This is a genomic window from Streptomyces sp. NPDC053513, assembly GCF_044544765.1.
Taxonomy (GTDB): domain Bacteria; phylum Actinomycetota; class Actinomycetes; order Streptomycetales; family Streptomycetaceae; genus Streptomyces; species Streptomyces litmocidini.
Genome location: NZ_JBITXP010000013.1, coordinates 189,366 through 203,570, shown reverse-complemented (window position 1 = coordinate 203,570; position 14,205 = coordinate 189,366). Strand labels below are relative to the sequence as shown.

16 protein-coding genes are annotated in these 14,205 nt (G+C 72.7%); 11 read left to right on the top strand and 5 right to left on the bottom strand.

What is annotated here, in order from left to right:
* Positions 1–383: 383 nt before the first annotated feature.
* Complete coding sequence (locus tag ACIGW4_RS23440) at positions 384–1,181, top strand: site-2 protease family protein (protein WP_398710846.1); 798 nt, start codon at positions 384–386, stop codon at positions 1,179–1,181.
* A gap of 79 nt (positions 1,182–1,260) precedes the next feature.
* Here the strand turns inward: ACIGW4_RS23440 and ACIGW4_RS23435 are convergent, their stop codons facing one another.
* On the bottom strand, positions 1,261–1,773 hold the full coding sequence (locus ACIGW4_RS23435; protein ID WP_123457289.1) for a PadR family transcriptional regulator: 513 nt from the start codon (positions 1,771–1,773) through the stop codon (positions 1,261–1,263).
* Positions 1,774–1,879: 106 nt separating this feature from the next.
* Here ACIGW4_RS23435 and ACIGW4_RS23430 point away from each other — a divergent pair, with 106 nt between their 5' ends.
* Both ACIGW4_RS23430 and ACIGW4_RS23425 read left to right on the top strand, forming a co-directional pair.
* Positions 1,880–2,434: a hypothetical protein gene (locus ACIGW4_RS23430; protein ID WP_398710912.1), complete on the top strand. Its 555-nt coding sequence runs from the start codon at positions 1,880–1,882 to the stop codon at positions 2,432–2,434.
* Positions 2,431–3,741, top strand: coding sequence for a carotenoid oxygenase family protein (locus tag ACIGW4_RS23425; RefSeq protein ID WP_399582644.1), 1,311 nt, complete (start codon positions 2,431–2,433; stop codon positions 3,739–3,741). The genes ACIGW4_RS23430 and ACIGW4_RS23425 overlap by 4 nt, the downstream gene beginning before the upstream one ends.
* Before the next feature lie 55 nt (positions 3,742–3,796).
* On the opposite strand, the gene ACIGW4_RS23420 is transcribed toward ACIGW4_RS23425, so the two are convergent.
* Both ACIGW4_RS23420 and npdG read right to left on the bottom strand, forming a co-directional pair.
* Positions 3,797–3,982: a hypothetical protein gene (locus ACIGW4_RS23420; protein ID WP_123451719.1), complete on the bottom strand. Its 186-nt coding sequence runs from the start codon at positions 3,980–3,982 to the stop codon at positions 3,797–3,799.
* An 80-nt stretch (positions 3,983–4,062) separates the two neighbouring features.
* Entirely contained in the window at positions 4,063–4,761 is a 699-nt protein-coding gene (gene npdG, locus ACIGW4_RS23415) for an NADPH-dependent F420 reductase (RefSeq protein ID WP_123451721.1), read from the bottom strand.
* A 106-nt stretch (positions 4,762–4,867) separates the two neighbouring features.
* Here npdG and ACIGW4_RS23410 point away from each other — a divergent pair, with 106 nt between their 5' ends.
* Positions 4,868–5,470, top strand: a complete 603-nt coding sequence (locus ACIGW4_RS23410) for a hypothetical protein (protein WP_398710844.1) — start codon at positions 4,868–4,870, stop codon at positions 5,468–5,470.
* A gap of 117 nt (positions 5,471–5,587) precedes the next feature.
* Complete coding sequence (locus ACIGW4_RS23405; protein WP_123451725.1) at positions 5,588–6,913, top strand: MFS transporter; 1,326 nt, start codon at positions 5,588–5,590, stop codon at positions 6,911–6,913.
* Positions 6,914–6,934: 21 nt separating this feature from the next.
* Here ACIGW4_RS23405 and ACIGW4_RS23400 read toward each other — a convergent pair whose 3' ends face one another.
* Positions 6,935–7,168 carry a hypothetical protein gene (locus ACIGW4_RS23400; RefSeq protein ID WP_123451727.1) on the bottom strand — a complete coding sequence of 78 codons (234 nt, stop codon included), beginning with the start codon at positions 7,166–7,168 and terminating at the stop codon, positions 6,935–6,937.
* 62 nt (positions 7,169–7,230) lie between these two features.
* On the opposite strand from ACIGW4_RS23400, the gene map reads away from it, so the two are divergent.
* Together map and ACIGW4_RS23390 are read left to right on the top strand one after the other, a co-directional pair.
* Positions 7,231–8,088 (top strand): type I methionyl aminopeptidase, encoded by an 858-nt coding sequence (map, locus tag ACIGW4_RS23395; protein ID WP_123451729.1) that lies wholly within the window; start codon positions 7,231–7,233, stop codon positions 8,086–8,088.
* Positions 8,089–8,154: 66 nt separating this feature from the next.
* Entirely contained in the window at positions 8,155–8,853 is a 699-nt protein-coding gene (locus ACIGW4_RS23390) for a heme oxygenase (biliverdin-producing) (protein WP_123451731.1), read from the top strand.
* Positions 8,854–8,937: 84 nt separating this feature from the next.
* Here the strand turns inward: ACIGW4_RS23390 and ACIGW4_RS23385 are convergent, their stop codons facing one another.
* Positions 8,938–9,606 carry a PhzF family phenazine biosynthesis protein gene (locus ACIGW4_RS23385; RefSeq protein ID WP_359589989.1) on the bottom strand — a complete coding sequence of 223 codons (669 nt, stop codon included), beginning with the start codon at positions 9,604–9,606 and terminating at the stop codon, positions 8,938–8,940.
* 266 nt (positions 9,607–9,872) lie between these two features.
* On the opposite strand from ACIGW4_RS23385, the gene efeO reads away from it, so the two are divergent.
* The 4 genes from efeO to ACIGW4_RS23365 are packed head-to-tail and all read left to right on the top strand — an operon-like array spanning position 9,873 to position 14,194.
* On the top strand, positions 9,873–11,027 hold the full coding sequence (efeO, locus tag ACIGW4_RS23380; protein ID WP_399582640.1) for an iron uptake system protein EfeO: 1,155 nt from the start codon (positions 9,873–9,875) through the stop codon (positions 11,025–11,027).
* Between the two features lie 13 nt (positions 11,028–11,040).
* The gene (efeB, locus tag ACIGW4_RS23375) at positions 11,041–12,312 is read left to right on the top strand and encodes an iron uptake transporter deferrochelatase/peroxidase subunit (RefSeq protein ID WP_123451737.1); all 1,272 of its coding nucleotides are present in this window, start codon (positions 11,041–11,043) and stop codon (positions 12,310–12,312) included.
* 18 nt (positions 12,313–12,330) lie between these two features.
* Positions 12,331–13,200: an iron uptake transporter permease EfeU gene (gene efeU, locus ACIGW4_RS23370; RefSeq protein WP_123451739.1), complete on the top strand. Its 870-nt coding sequence runs from the start codon at positions 12,331–12,333 to the stop codon at positions 13,198–13,200.
* Complete coding sequence (locus ACIGW4_RS23365; protein ID WP_399582638.1) at positions 13,169–14,194, top strand: hypothetical protein; 1,026 nt, start codon at positions 13,169–13,171, stop codon at positions 14,192–14,194. The genes efeU and ACIGW4_RS23365 overlap by 32 nt, the downstream gene beginning before the upstream one ends.
* The last annotated feature ends 11 nt before the right edge of the window (positions 14,195–14,205 follow it).

Here is a 14,205-nt window from a genome sequence, read left to right as displayed (position 1 = left end):
CAGGGCGCGGGTCCGTTGTGCCCACCCGTTCCGCCCCAGCGGAACGACTGCCCACAACGGGGGCGGCGGGAGCACCGCACCGGCGGGCGCAGCCCGCAACGGAAGCGGGAGGGGCGGGCGCAGCCCGCAACGGGGAGCGGGAGGCGGGCGCCGCTCGTAACGGGGGGCACCGCCCCAGCAGGGATGCGCGTCCGCAACGGGGGCGCGGGGCACCGCCCCGTGGGCGCAGGCCACAGCGGCGGGGGCACCGCCCGGTGGGCGCAGCCCGCGACGGGTGGGGGCCGCACCGGTGGAGCGGCTGTCCATGACGGGGGCGGCGGGTGGAACTCGGGTCGGGGAGTGGGCGTTTGGGCGGTAGGAGTCCTTCGTCCCCGGGAGCCCCCATGACCACCGCCCCCGCCCGGCACCACGAGCGACGGATCAGCCCCGTCTTCCTGGCGATCCTCGCCGTCACGGCCGTCACCGGGTGGGCCGTGTGGACGGGCTTCGCCGCCCTGCCGGGCCTCGCGGTGTTCCTCTTCGTGACCTCGGCCTGGGTCGTGTCGCTCTGTCTGCACGAGTACGCGCACGCCCGGGCGGCCCTGTACGGCGGGGACATCACGGTGGGCGCGAAGGGCTATCTGACCCTGAATCCGCTCGCGTACACGCACGCCGTGCTGAGCGTCGTCCTGCCGGTGCTGTTCGTGATCATGGGCGGGATCGGTCTGCCGGGCGGCGCGGTCTTCATCGAGCAGGGCCGGATCAGGGGGCGTTGGAAGCACAGCCTGGTCTCGGCGGCGGGCCCCCTGGCCAACGTGCTCTTCGCGCTCGTCTGCACGGCGCCGTTCTGGCTGGGCGCACTCGACGGGGTGCCCGTGGCGTTCCGGTACGCGCTGGCGTTCCTGGCGTTCCTCCAGGTGACGGCCGCGCTCCTGAACCTCCTGCCGGTGCCGGGGCTCGACGGCTACGGCGTGGTGGAGCCCTGGCTGTCGTACGGGGTGAAGCGGCAGATCGAGCCGTACGCGCCGTACGGCTTCTTCCTCGTGATCGTGCTGCTGTTCGTGCCGGCGGTCAACGCCGCGTTCTTCGACGCGATCGACGCCCTGATGCGGTCCCTGGGGGTGCCGGAGGCGACCCGGGCCTGCGGCTCGCAGCTGTTCCGGTTCTGGCAGGGGGCTCCGGAGGCCTGTCGGGTGGGATGAGCGGGGCGCCCCGACCGGCGGGCGCGCGCAGGTCCGGCCGGCCGGCGGGCCCGGCCGGCGGACCGCGCGTCCGGCCCGTCTAGCGGAGCTGGGTGGCCGCCCAGCGGGCCCACTCGCGCTTCATCTCGTTGAAGCGGAGCCCGTACTCCAGGGCGATGCGGCCGTACACCGACAGCTGGTCGTCACCCCAGTCGATCGTCCGCTCCAGCTCGCGCAGGGCTTCGAGCTCGCGGTCGGACAGGTCCATCAGTCCGGTGAGGTAGTCGCCCGCCTGCTCCCGCGTCAGCACGCCGAGGAAGAAGACCCTCAGCAGGGTGTCGCTGCGCGGGTTGCGCTGCGGCTCGGTCTCCGTCAGCCAGTGGCGCAGCTCGGCCAGTCCCTCGTCCGTGAGGGTGTACTCCTTGCGGCCGCGCGGCCCTTCCGCCGAGACGCTGATCAGTCCGGCGGCGGCGAGTTTGGACAGCTCGCCGTACATCTGGCTCTGCGTGGCGGGCCAGACGTTGGCCAGCGAGGTCTCGAAGCGTTTCAGCAGGTCGTAGCCGCTGGCGGGGCGCTCGGAGAGAAGTCCCAGGAGGGCGTGTCGAAGGCTCATGAGCACCACCTTACCTTCCATTCTTGACATGTCATTCTTAGAACGTCTACTTTTGACATGTCAGAGCAGGAACGTCAGGGCAGTGAACAGCGACCGGGGGTCTTCGATGTCGTACGTGCGCACCTTCCTTCCGTGGATCGTCTTCGCGGTGATCCCGTCCGCCCAGTGGCAGTGGGGCGCGCTCGCCGCCCTGGTGGCCGCCGTCGCGGTGATCGTGCAGCAGCGCCGCGCGGGGGCCGGGTTCGACGCGCTGATCATCGAGACCGGCTCGGCGGTCTTCTTCGCGGCCCTGGCGGCCGTCGCCCTCGCCGACCCGCGATCGGCCGTGCACGGCTACTCGGCGGCCCTGTCCTCGGCCACCCTGGCCCTGATCGCCGGCGTCTCGCTGCTCATCCGCAAGCCCTTCACCCTGGGCATCGCCAAGCGCACCACTCCGCGCGAGGTCTGGGGGCTGCGCCCCTTCGTGCGGGCCAACACCGTCATCACCGCCGTCTGGACGGCCGCCTTCGCGCTGACCGCCGGCGTGCTCGCGCTCCTCGCCCACGCCGGACAGGGACACTCGACGGCCGCCACGGCCGTCCAGGTCGCCGGGTTCGTCGCCCCGATGCTGTTCACCTCCCGCTACGTCGCCTCCCTCCGGACCGAGGCCGGTGCCCGATGACCTCCTCCACCCCCCGCCACCTCTCCGGCAACTACGCCCCCGTCACGGAGGAGCTGACCGCGCACGAGCTGCCCGTCACCGGGCGGATCCCCGAGGAGCTGACCGGCTGGTACCTGCGCAACGGGCCGAACCCGGCCGACGCCGCCTCCGGCCACTGGTTCTTCGGCGACGGCATGGTCCACGGCGTGCGCCTCGAAGGGGGGCGGGCCGTCTCGTACCGCAACCGCTGGGTCCGCACGAGCACGTTCACCGACAGGGCCCGGATGTACGACGAGCGGGGCCGGCGGGACCTCACCGCAGGGCCGGCCAACACCCACGTCGTCCGGCACGCGGGCCGCACCCTCGCCCTCGTCGAGACGGCCCTGCCGTACGAGCTCACCCCCGCGCTGGACACCGCCGGCCCGTACGACTTCGGCGGCCGGCTGACGACCGCGATGACCGCGCACCCCAAGGCCTGCCCGCTCACCGGGGAGCTGCACTTCTTCGGCTACGGGATGGCGGAGGCCCCGTACCTCACCTACCACCGGGCCGACGCCTCCGGCGAGCTGACGGTCAGCCGGCCGGTGGAGGTGCCGGGGCCGACGATGATGCACGACTTCGGCCTCACCGCCGGGCACGTCGTCTTCCTGGACCTTCCGGTGGTCCTCGACCCCGGTCTCGCCGGCACCGGCACGATGCCGTACCGCTGGGACGACGGCCACGGGGCCCGGCTCGGCGTGCTGCGGCGCGACGACCCGCACGGGCGGGTGCGCTGGTTCGCCCTCGACCCCTGCTACGTGTTCCACGTGCTCAACGCGTACGACGCGGCGGACGGGACGATCGTCGTGCACGTCATGCGCTACCCCGAGCTGTGGCGGCGCGCCGCGGACGGGACGGTCGACCGGGGCCGGGAGGCCGTGCTGTGGAAGTGGACCGTCGACCCCGTCACGGGGACCGTCCGGGAGGAGCAGTGCGACGACAGGCCGGGCGAGTTCCCGCGGACGGACGACCGGCTGGTCGGGCTGCGGGCGGCGCACGGGCACGTGACCTGCGGGAACGCGCTGGTGCGCTACGACCTGGACGCGGGGACGTCCGTCGGCCACGACTTCGGGCCGGCCCGCACGCCCGGTGAGGCCGCGTTCGCCCCGGCCGCCGACGGGTCCCCCGCCGGCTGGCTCATGACGTACGTCCACGACGCCGGCACCGGCCGCAGCGACCTGGTCGTCCTGGACGCCGACGACCTCGCGGCCGGACCGGTGGCCGTGGTCCACCTGCCGGCCCGGGTTCCGCACGGCTTCCACGGCAACTGGCTGCCGGACCTGCCGTAGCCCCCCCTACGGGAGCCCCGGTCCCGCCGAGGCCCCGGCCGGCCCCGGGCCTCGGTCAGCCCTGGGCCTCGGCGGCCTTCTCGGCCTTCGCGCGGCGGAGGTAGTACCAGGCCATGTTGGAGGAGAGGCCCGCGAGGAGCACCCAGACGATGCCGAGGAAGCTGCCCTGGACGAAGGAGACGACGGCCGCGGCGACGGCCAGGGCGCAGACCACGAGGGCGTAGAGGGCGAGGCGGGGCATGGGGTCGGCTCCTGTCGGGCGGGTACGGCTGATGGTGCCCGTCCAGTGTCCCCCATGCCCCGAAGGGTCCGTTCTCCGGCTCAGAGGTCGGTGACCCGCAGCCCCGCGTGGGCCTTGTAGCGGCGGTTGACGGAGATCAGGTTGGCGACGAGCGACTCGACCTGGTGGGCGTTGCGCAGCCGGCCCGCGAAGACGCCGCGCATTCCGGCGATGCGGCCGGCGAGGGCCTGGACGATCTCGACGTCGGCACGCTCCTCGCCGAGGACCATGACGTCCGTGTCGATCTCCTCGACGGAGGTGTCCTTGAGGAGGACGGCGGAGAGGTGGTGGAAGGCGGCGGCGACCCGGGAGTCCGGGAGGAGCGCGGCGGCCTGCTCGGCGGCGGAGCCCTCCTCGGGCTTGAGGGCGTAGGCGCCCTTCTTGTCGAAGCCGAGGGGGTTGACGCAGTCCACGACCAGCTTGCCGCGGAGCTCCTCGCGCAGCGACTCCAGGGTCTTGGCGTGGCCGTCCCACGGCACGGCGACGATGACGACGTCGCTGCGGCGGGCGGTCTCGGCGTTGTCGGCGCCCTCGACGCCGTGGCCGATCTCCGCCGCCACGTCCCGCGCGCGCTCGGCGGCGCGGGAGCCGATGATCACCTTCTGGCCGGCCTTGGCGAACCGGTAGGCGAGGCCGCGGCCCTGGTCGCCGGTGCCGCCGAGGACGCCGACGACGAGACCGGAGACGTCGGGGAGGTCCCACGGGTCCTTGGGGGCGGGCTTGCTGTCAGTCGTAGTCATGGTCCCGACATTACCGACCGGTCGGTGCCGCGGGGCCCTTCCCGTACGGGTGGAACTGCCGCGACCGGGCCGCGCGCGGGGCCCGGCTGGGGCAGGATGCGGGCCCATGGATGCCGTACGGGTCGCGTTGCTGCGGGAAGTGCTCGCCGGGACGGAGTGGCCGGCGGCGGCCCGCCGGTTCGCGGGCGCGCTCCGGTCGTCGGTGGTGCCGCACCGGGGCGGGTTGCTGCTCGTGGGCACGGAGGAGTACGAGCCGTGGCACCTGGCGGCGCATCTGGTCGACGAGTCCGCCTGGTCGGGACTGCCGGAGCTGGCGCCGACGCTCGTGCGGCACCGGGTGCGGCCGGGCGCGCCGGCGCACCTGGCGGTGGGTCTCGGACGGCTGGAGGCGGCGGGGCGCGGGGCGACGCTGCTGATGGTGGCGCCGGAGCGGCCGGGCGGGGGGCTCCTCCAGCGGGTGCACGACGCCCGGCGGGCGGGGGCGACGGTGCTGGCGCTGGACGGGGGCGACGAGGAGGTCCGGGGGCTCGCGCACGAGACGCTGACGGTGGAGGAGGGGGCGGAGGTGGACCTGGACACGGTGCAGCACCTGGTGAGCGCGGCGGCCGGGGAGAACAGCCTGCCGGCGCCGCGCGGCGGCCGTCGCTTCCGGGACCGGCTCTCGGCCCTGGCGGACCGCCTGACGGCCCCGCCGCCGACCCGCTGGTAGGCCGGCGGGGCCCGTACCGTCGCCATCCGCCGGGCCCCGTACCGCCGTCATCCGCCGGGGCCCGTACCGCCGTAATTCGGTTGTCTCCGTCGTCCGGCGGACGGAACATGGCCTCTCGTGTCCTCCCCCCGCGCTTCCCTCCTCGCCCGGCTCACGGCCCTGCTGCCCGACCTGGCGCCCTGGCGTTCGTCCCGCGACTTCCGGCTCCTGTGGGTGCAGGGGCTCGTCACCTACTTCGGCAGCGCGATGGCCATGATCGCCCTGCCGCTGCAGATCAAGGAGCTGACGGGTTCGCCGCTGGCGGTGGGCGCGATGGGCGCGGTCGAGCTGGTGCCGCTGGTGGTGTTCGGCCTGTACGGCGGGGCGCTCGCGGACGCGGTCGACCGGCGGAAGGTGATCCTCTGGACGGAGGCGGGGCTCGGGCTGATCGCCGTGCTCCTGCTGGTCGACGCGCTGCTCCCGGAGCCGATGCTCTGGCCGTTGTACGTGGTGGCGGCCGGGGTGTCGGCGCTCGCGGGGCTCCAGCGTCCGGCGCTCGACTCGCTGCTCGCCCGGATCGTGCCGCACGAGCAGCAGACGGCGGCGGCCGCGCTGAACTCGCTGCGCTGGCAGATCGGCTCGATCGCGGGCCCCGCGGTCGCGGGTCTGGTGGTGGCGTACGCGGGGCACGCGCCCGCGTACGGGGCGACGGTCGTCTGCTTCACGGTCTCGGTCCTGATGTGCCGCCGCCTCTCCCCCGCGCCGGCCGCGCGCGACGCGGAGAAGCCGTCGCTGCGGGGCATCGCGGAGGGCGCGCGGTACGCCTGGTCGCGGCCGGTGCTGCTCGGCACGTACGTGATCGACCTGGCGGCGATGTTCTTCGCCTTCCCGAACACGATCTTCCCGTTCCTCGCGGACGAGCTGGACGCGGACTGGTCGCTGGGCCTGATGTACGCGGCGGGTTCGATCGGCTCGCTCGTCCTGGGTCTGACCAGCGGCTGGACCTCGAAGGTGCGGCGGCACGGGCTGCTCGTGGCCGGCGGCGCGGCCGGCTGGGGCCTGGCGATCGCGGCGGCCGGCTGGTTCGGGAACGTCTGGCCGGTGCTGCTGTGCCTGGCTCTCGCGGGCGCGGGCGACATGCTGAGCGGGCTGGGGCGCGCCACGATCTGGAACCAGACGATCCCGGAGGAGCTGCGCGGCCGGCTCGCCGGCATCGAGGTGCTCTCCTACAGCGTGGGCCCGCAGCTGGGCCAGGTCCGGGCGGGCGCGATGGCCGGCTGGACCGGCACCCGCGCGGCCGTCTGGACGGGCGGCGTGGCGTGCGTGGCCTCGGTGGGGCTGCTCTGTCTGGCGCTGCCGAAGCTCCTCGCGTACGACTCGGCGACGGACGAGGACTCGCTGCGCCGGAAGGCCCAGCGGGAGGGCGTCGAGAGCGCCCGGCGGGAGGCCGCCGGGGCCGCCTGAGCGGTCCCGGCGGCCCGGGTCCTACTCCTCCGGCGTCCGGTCCTTCCCGGCGGCGTCGTGCCAGCGGGGGTCGGTCTCCCACTCCAGGTTCCGCTCGTGGGCGGTCTCCATGGCGTGGGAGGCCTCCTCACGGCTGGCGTACGGGCCGAAGCGGTTCTTCGCCGGGCACTCGGGGCCCTCCTCGACCTTCTTGTGTTCCAGGCAGTAGTACCACTCGCCCGGTTTGCCCGTGGTGCGCTTCTTGAACAGGGCCATCGTCTTCGGCTCCTTCCCTTCGGGACCATGCTGCCCCAGACCCGGTCGTTAGACTCGCTGGCATGTCTGGCCAGTCGCTTCTCGTACCGGGGGAGCTCTCCCCCCATCGCTCCGTTCCGGGCTCCATCCGCCGCCCCGAGTACGTCGGGAAGCCCGCCCCGGCTCCGTACACCGGGCCCGAGGTGCAGGATTCCGACACCATCGAGCGGATGCGGATCGCCGGCCGCATCGCCGCGCAGGCGATGGAGGAGGCCGCCAAGCACATCGCCCCGGGCGTCACCACCGACGAGCTCGACCGGGTCGCGCACGAGTACATGTGCGACCACGGCGCCTACCCGTCCACGCTGGGCTACCGCGGCTTCCCGAAGTCGCTGTGCGCCTCGATCAACGAGGTCATCTGCCACGGCATCCCGGACTCCACCGTCCTGCGGGACGGCGACATCGTGAACCTGGACGTCACCGCGTACATCAACGGCGTCCACGGCGACAACAACGCCACGTACCTCTGCGGCGACGTCGACGAGGAGTCGCGGCTGCTCGTGGAGCGCACCCGGGAGTCCCTCAACCGGGCGATCAAGGCGGTGAAGCCGGGCCGCCAGATCAACATCATCGGGCGGGTCATCGAGTCGTACGCCAAGCGCTTCGGCTACGGGGTCGTGCGCGACTTCACCGGACACGGCATCAACTCGTCGTTCCACTCCGGCCTGATCGTGCCGCACTACGACTCGCCCCACCACACCACCGAGATCAAGACCGGCATGACGTTCACGATCGAGCCGATGCTGACGCTGGGGACCCACGACTACGACATGTGGGACGACGGCTGGACCGTGGTGACCAAGGACCGGAAGCGGACGGCCCAGTTCGAGCACACGCTCGTGGTGACCGAGACGGGGGCCGAGATCCTCACGTTGCCCTGACACGCCGAATGGGTAGCGTCTTACCGACAGGACGTCGGGAACCGGTTGACTTAGGCAAGCCTAACCATGCAGGCTCGTCACTGGTTCCCGTCCCATCGGTCTCGGAGGCACGCCTTGGACACGCCCTTCTCCACGTTGATCCGCACGGCTTCGCACGAGCAGCACACGGAGGCGGAGACCTCGTCCTTCATGGGCGACCTGCTGGGCGGACGGCTGGCCGTCGACGCGTACGCGCGCTACACCGAGCAGCTCTGGTTCGTGTACCGGGCCCTGGAGGAGGGCGCGGAGGCGCTCCGCGAGGACCCGGTCGCCGGGCCCTTCATACGGCCCGAGCTCTTCCGCACGGCCGCCCTGGAGCAGGACCTCGCCCATCTGCGCGGCCCCGACTGGCGCGCCGGCGTCTCCCCGCTGCCCGCCACCGCCGCGTACGCCGAGCGGGTCGCCGAGTGCGCCCGCGACTGGCCCGCCGGCTATGTGGCCCACCACTACACGCGCTACCTGGGCGACCTGTCGGGCGGTCAGATCATCCGCGACCGGGCGGAGCGGACCTGGGGCTTCGACCGCAAGGGCGACGGCGTCCGCTTCTACGTCTTCGAGGAGATCCCCAACCCGGCGGCGTTCAAGCGGGGGTACCGGGAGCTGCTCGACGGGGTGGTCGCCGACGACCTGGAGAAGCAGCGGATCGTCGACGAGTGCAGGCGCGCCTTCGCCTTCAACACCGCGGTCTTCCGGGAACTGGGCGGGGAGTACCCCCTCAGCGCGTGAGGCCCCCTCCCCGGACCGGCGCTGAGGCCCCCCTCGGATCGGCGCGTGAGGCCCCCTCGGGTCAGAGCGCGAGACCACCTCGGGTCAGAGCGTGAGCGTCCCCTCCAGGAGGACCCGGCCGCCCAGTTCCACGATGCCGTCGGGACCGGGAGCGGTGAGGAGCTGGGAGCCGCGGCCCTGCGTGATGTTCAGGGCCCGCCCCAGCTCCGCCGCGAGGAGCAGGGCGGCGGCGCCGGTCGCCTCGTCCTCGTCGATGCCGTCCCCGCGCCCGGGGAAGCCGCGCGCCCGGATCCGTCCGGCGGCCTCCTCCTCCCAGGCCCAGGCATAGATCCACTCCCCCGGCTCGGGCACCTCCAGTGCCTCCACCTCGGCGACGGAGCCGTACTGGCGCAGGGTGCGGGGCGGCGCCCACTCGGCGCGCGCCTCGATCCAGGTGAACTCGCCGTCGCCGCGCACCCACACCTCGCCGGCGGGCGGCTGGACGACCTCCAGGTCGAGCAGCCAGGCGGCGCCGACGAGCGGGTGTCCGGCGAACGGCAGCCGCAGGCCGGGCGTGTAGATGTCGACGATCCCGCGTTCCGGGTCGTCCACGAACACCGTCTCGCTGAAGCCGAGCTCCTTGGCGAGCGCCTGCCGGGAGGACTCGTCGGGGTGGGTGCGGGCGTCCCGCACGACCCCGAGACGGTTGCCGTGCCGGCCGTCGCCCGCACAGAAGACCCGGAGGACGTCGATGTCAGTGGCGGTCGTGTTCATGACCGAATTGAACCACCCGTCGTACGCCGGCAGGGCCGTACGGCCGTCTCCCCACAGGCCTACCGGGACGTAACCGGAACCGGGACAATACACCCCCCTTGACCTTCCCTTGACCAAGCCATGAGAGTCCCGTGGAGCCTCCGTGACCCCGTCGTGTCCGATACGCCCGGCCTGAGAGCTGAATCACTGGACGCGCGGGTATTGCTGAGGTAAGCCTCGGTTAAGTTAGGTCCGCCTCAGTCCGTCCCCGCGTTCCTGGAGTCCCCATGCGAGCCGTCCGCCTCTCCGTCGTCACCGCCGCCGCGACCGCGGCGGCTCTGACCGCTGTCACGGGCTGCGCCGAGAAAAGCGACTCCAAGGCGAGCGACGACGCCATCACCGTCGTCGCCAAGGACGACTCCTGCGAGGTCTCGAAGAAGGAGTTCCCGGCCGGGCACGTGAAGCTGGCCGTCGAGAACCGCGGCTCCAAGATCACCGAGGTCTACGTCCTCTTCCCGGACGACCGGATCGTCACCGAGCGCGAGAACATCGGCCCCGGCACCAAGGCCACCATCACCGCCGAGATCAAGGCCGGCGACTACGCCATCGCCTGCAAGCCCGGCATGAAGGGCGACGGCATCCGCCAGGCCGTCAAGGCCACCGGCGGCAAGGCCGCCGCCAAGCGCTCCCCCGAGATGGACGGCGCCGTCGCCGCCTACCGCCAGTACGTCCAGGCGCAGGCCGACGCGACCCTCCCCAAGGTCAAGGTCTTCACCGACGCCGTCCGCGCCGGTGACGTCGAGGCCGCGAAGAAGGCCTACGCCGAGTCCCGCATCGGCTGGGAGCGCACCGAGCCGGTCGCCGAGTCCTTCGGCGACATCGACCCCAAGGTCGACGTCCGCGAGGACGGCCTGGAGGACGGCCAGGACCCGGCGAAGGACTGGACCGGCTGGCACCGCCTGGAGAAGGCGCTCTGGCAGGACAAGAAGATCGGCGACCGCGAGAAGCAGCTCGCCGGCCTCCTCGACAAGGACCTCGCCGACTGGCAGAAGCGGGTCGGCAAGGCCGAGATCACCCCGACCTCCATGGCCAACGGCGCCAAGGAGCTCCTGGACGAGGTCGCCACCGGCAAGGTCACCGGCGAGGAGGAGCGCTACTCCCACACCGACCTCGTCGACTTCAAGGCGAACGTCGAGGGCGCGCAGAAGTCCTTCGAGCTGCTGAAGCCGGTCGCCTCGAAGAACGACCCGAAGCTCGTCGCCGAACTCGACAAGCAGTTCGCCGCGCTGAACGCGCTGCTCGACAAGTACCGCACGGACAAGGCGGGCTACGTCTTCACCTCGTACGACAAGGTCGGCAAGGCCGAGCGCAAGGAGCTCTCCGACGGCGTCAACGCGCTGGCCGAGCCGCTCTCCAAGCTCGCCGCCGCGGTCGTGAAGTAACAGGGGGACCACCATGACCGACGAGACCACCACGGAACAGGCCGCCGGGCAGGCCGCGCCCTCCCGCCGCAAGGTCATCGGCTGGGGCGGTGCCGGGCTCGCGCTCGGCGCCGCCGCGGCCGGCGGCGCCGTCGCGCTGACCCGCGACGGCGACCGCACCACACCGGTCGCCGACACCGGCGGGGCCGTCCCCTTCCACGGCCCGCACCAGGCCGGCATCGCCACCGCCGTCCAGGACCGGCTGCACTTCGCCTCCTTCGACGTGAAGACGAAGGACCGCGACGAGCTGATCCAGCTCCTCAAGGACTGGACGCGGGCCGCCGAGCGCATGACGGCCGGCGCCGAGGTCGGCGAGGGCGCCTACGGCGGCCTGCCGGAGGCCCCGCCGGACGACACGGGCGAGGCCCTCGGCCTCAAGCCCTCCCGGCTCACCCTCACGATCGGCTTCGGCCCCTCGCTCTTCGACGGGCGCTTCGGGCTGAAGGACAGGCGGCCCGGGGCCCTGGTGGACCTGCCCAAGTTCCCGGGCGACAACCTGGACCCGGCGCGCAGCGGCGGCGACATCTGCGTGCAGGCCTGCGCGGACGACCCGCAGGTCGCCGTGCACGCCATCCGCAACCTCGCCCGGATCGGCTTCGGCAAGGTCGCGGTGCGCTGGTCGCAGCTGGGCTTCGGCAAGACGTCCTCGACGACCCCGGACGCCCAGACCCCCCGCAACCTCTTCGGCTTCAAGGACGGCACCCGCAACATCGCGGGCACCGACACCGAGCGGCTCGCGAAGCACGTGTGGGTCTCCGGCAAGGACGCCGAGGGCGCCGCGGCCTGGATGGACGGCGGCTCGTACCTCGTCGCCCGCCGCATCCGCATGAACGTCGAGACCTGGGACCGCACTCCGCTCTCCGAGCAGGAGGACATCTTCGGCCGGGACAAGAAGGAAGGCGCCCCGGTCGGCAAGGCCAAGGAGCACGACGAGCCGTTCCTGAAGGCGATGAAGCCGGACTCGCACGTCCGGCTCGCCCACCCGGACAGCAACAACGGGGCGACGATCCTGCGCCGCGGCTACTCCTTCACGGACGGCACGGACGGCCTCGGCCGTCTGGACGCGGGCCTGTTCTTCCTGGCGTACCAGAAGGACGTCCGCACCGGCTTCATCCCGGTGCAGAGCTCGCTGGCCAAGCACGACGCGCTCAACGAGTACACACAGCACGTGGGTTCGGCGCTCTTCGCCGTCCCGCCGGGCGTCCGCGACAAGGACGACTGGTGGGGCCGGGCGCTGTTCGCGTAACCGAGGAGGAGAACCGACGTGTTCGGAAACTATCTGATCGGCCTGCGTGAGGGCCTCGAAGCCAGCCTGGTCGTCTGCATCCTCATCGCGTACCTGGTGAAGACCGGGCGCCGGGACGCGCTGAAGCCGATCTGGATCGGCATCGGCGTGGCCGTCGGCGTCGCCCTGGCCTTCGGCGCGGGCCTGGAGTTCGGCTCCCAGGAGCTGACCTTCGAGGCGCAGGAGGCGCTCGGCGGCTCGCTGTCGATCCTCGCCGTGGGCCTGGTGACCTGGATGGTCTTCTGGATGCGCCGGACGGCCCGGCACCTCAAGGCCGAGCTGCACGGCAAGCTGGACGCGGCCCTGCAGATGGGCACCGGCGCGCTGGTCGCCACCGCCTTCCTGGCGGTGGGCCGCGAGGGCCTGGAGACGGCGCTCTTCGTGTGGGCGTCGGTGCGGGCCTCCTCGGACGGTTCGTACGCGCCGCTGATCGGCGTCGTCCTGGGCCTGCTCACGGCCGTCCTCCTCGGCTGGCTGTTCTACCGGGGCGCGCTGAAGATCAACCTGGCGAAGTTCTTCACCTGGACCGGCGGGATGCTGGTCGTGGTCGCGGCGGGCGTGCTCGCGTACGGCGTGCACGACCTCCAGGAGGCCCGCTTCCTCGGCGGCCTCGCGGACAAGGCCTTCGACATCTCGGCGACGATCCCGCCGGACAGCTGGTACGGCACGCTCCTCAAGGGCGTCTTCAACTTCCAGCCGGACCCGACGGTCCTTCAGGTCACGGTGTGGGCGCTGTATCTGGTCCCGACTCTCGCGCTGTTCCTGGCCCCGATAGGGTCGGGTCCGTCCGTGCGGGTGAAGAGGCAGAAGGCGACCGATGAGAAGGCTGAGGCTGAGGCGAGCGCTTGAGCGGTGGTCGCCCCCCACGCACCGCCGACCGGCGGGGTTCCTCGCGGCGACGGCGGCGGCGACCGTCCTGTCGCTGACGGCGAGCGGCTGCGTGACCGTCCACGGCGAGCTGGCGCTGCTGCCGCCGGCGACGAAGGCCGAGGCGGCGCAGGCCCTCGCGGACTTCACGGCGGCCTACAACAAGGCCGACAAGGCCTATGACCCGGCCCTGGACGCGGGCCGGGTCACCGGCCCGCTCGGGGAGGTCAACCAGGCGGGCCTGCGCGCCCGGTCGATCAACACCCCCGGCGGCAACCCGGACCACAAGCCCCTCGAACTGACCGACGCGCGGTTCGTGCTGCCCCGGAAGGCGGGCTGGCCGCGCTGGTTCGTGGCGGACACCGCCTCCAACCGCGCCTCCGGCGACCAGCGCTGGCTCCTGGTCTTCGTGCGCAACGGCCCCGAGCAGCTGTGGGAGGCCGCCTACCTCACGATCCTCTCCCGGGCCGCCGTGCCCGAGTTCGCCGAGGAGGAGGGGTACGCGGTGCCGGTCGCCACGGACACCGACGCGCTGGCGGTCGCGCCCCGGGACCTCGGCAAGGAGTACGTCGCGTACCTCCGGGACGGGCGGCCGGGGCCGTTCGCGCCGGGCGCCCACACCACGGAGTGGCGGGCGCAGCGGCAGAAGGCCGCCAAGCGGCCGGGCATGGCCACCCAGTACCTCGACCAGGTCACGGACCGGGGGGACTTCGCGCCGCTCGGGCTGCGGACCCGGGACGGCGGCGCGCTCGTCTTCTTCGCGACGCGGTACTTCGAGCGGCAGACGGCGGCGAAGGGCTACCGGCCGAAGGTCGGCGCCGACACCAAGGCGCTGCTGACCGGCGAGATCAAGAACACGGTCACCCGGGAGTGGGTGTCGAGCCAGGCGGTCCTGGTGAAGCCGGCGGGCGCGGAGCGGAACGGGGTCACGGTCGCGAGCCGGCTCCAGGGCGTGGTGGGAGCGGAGGGCTCGTAGGGCCGCGCCCG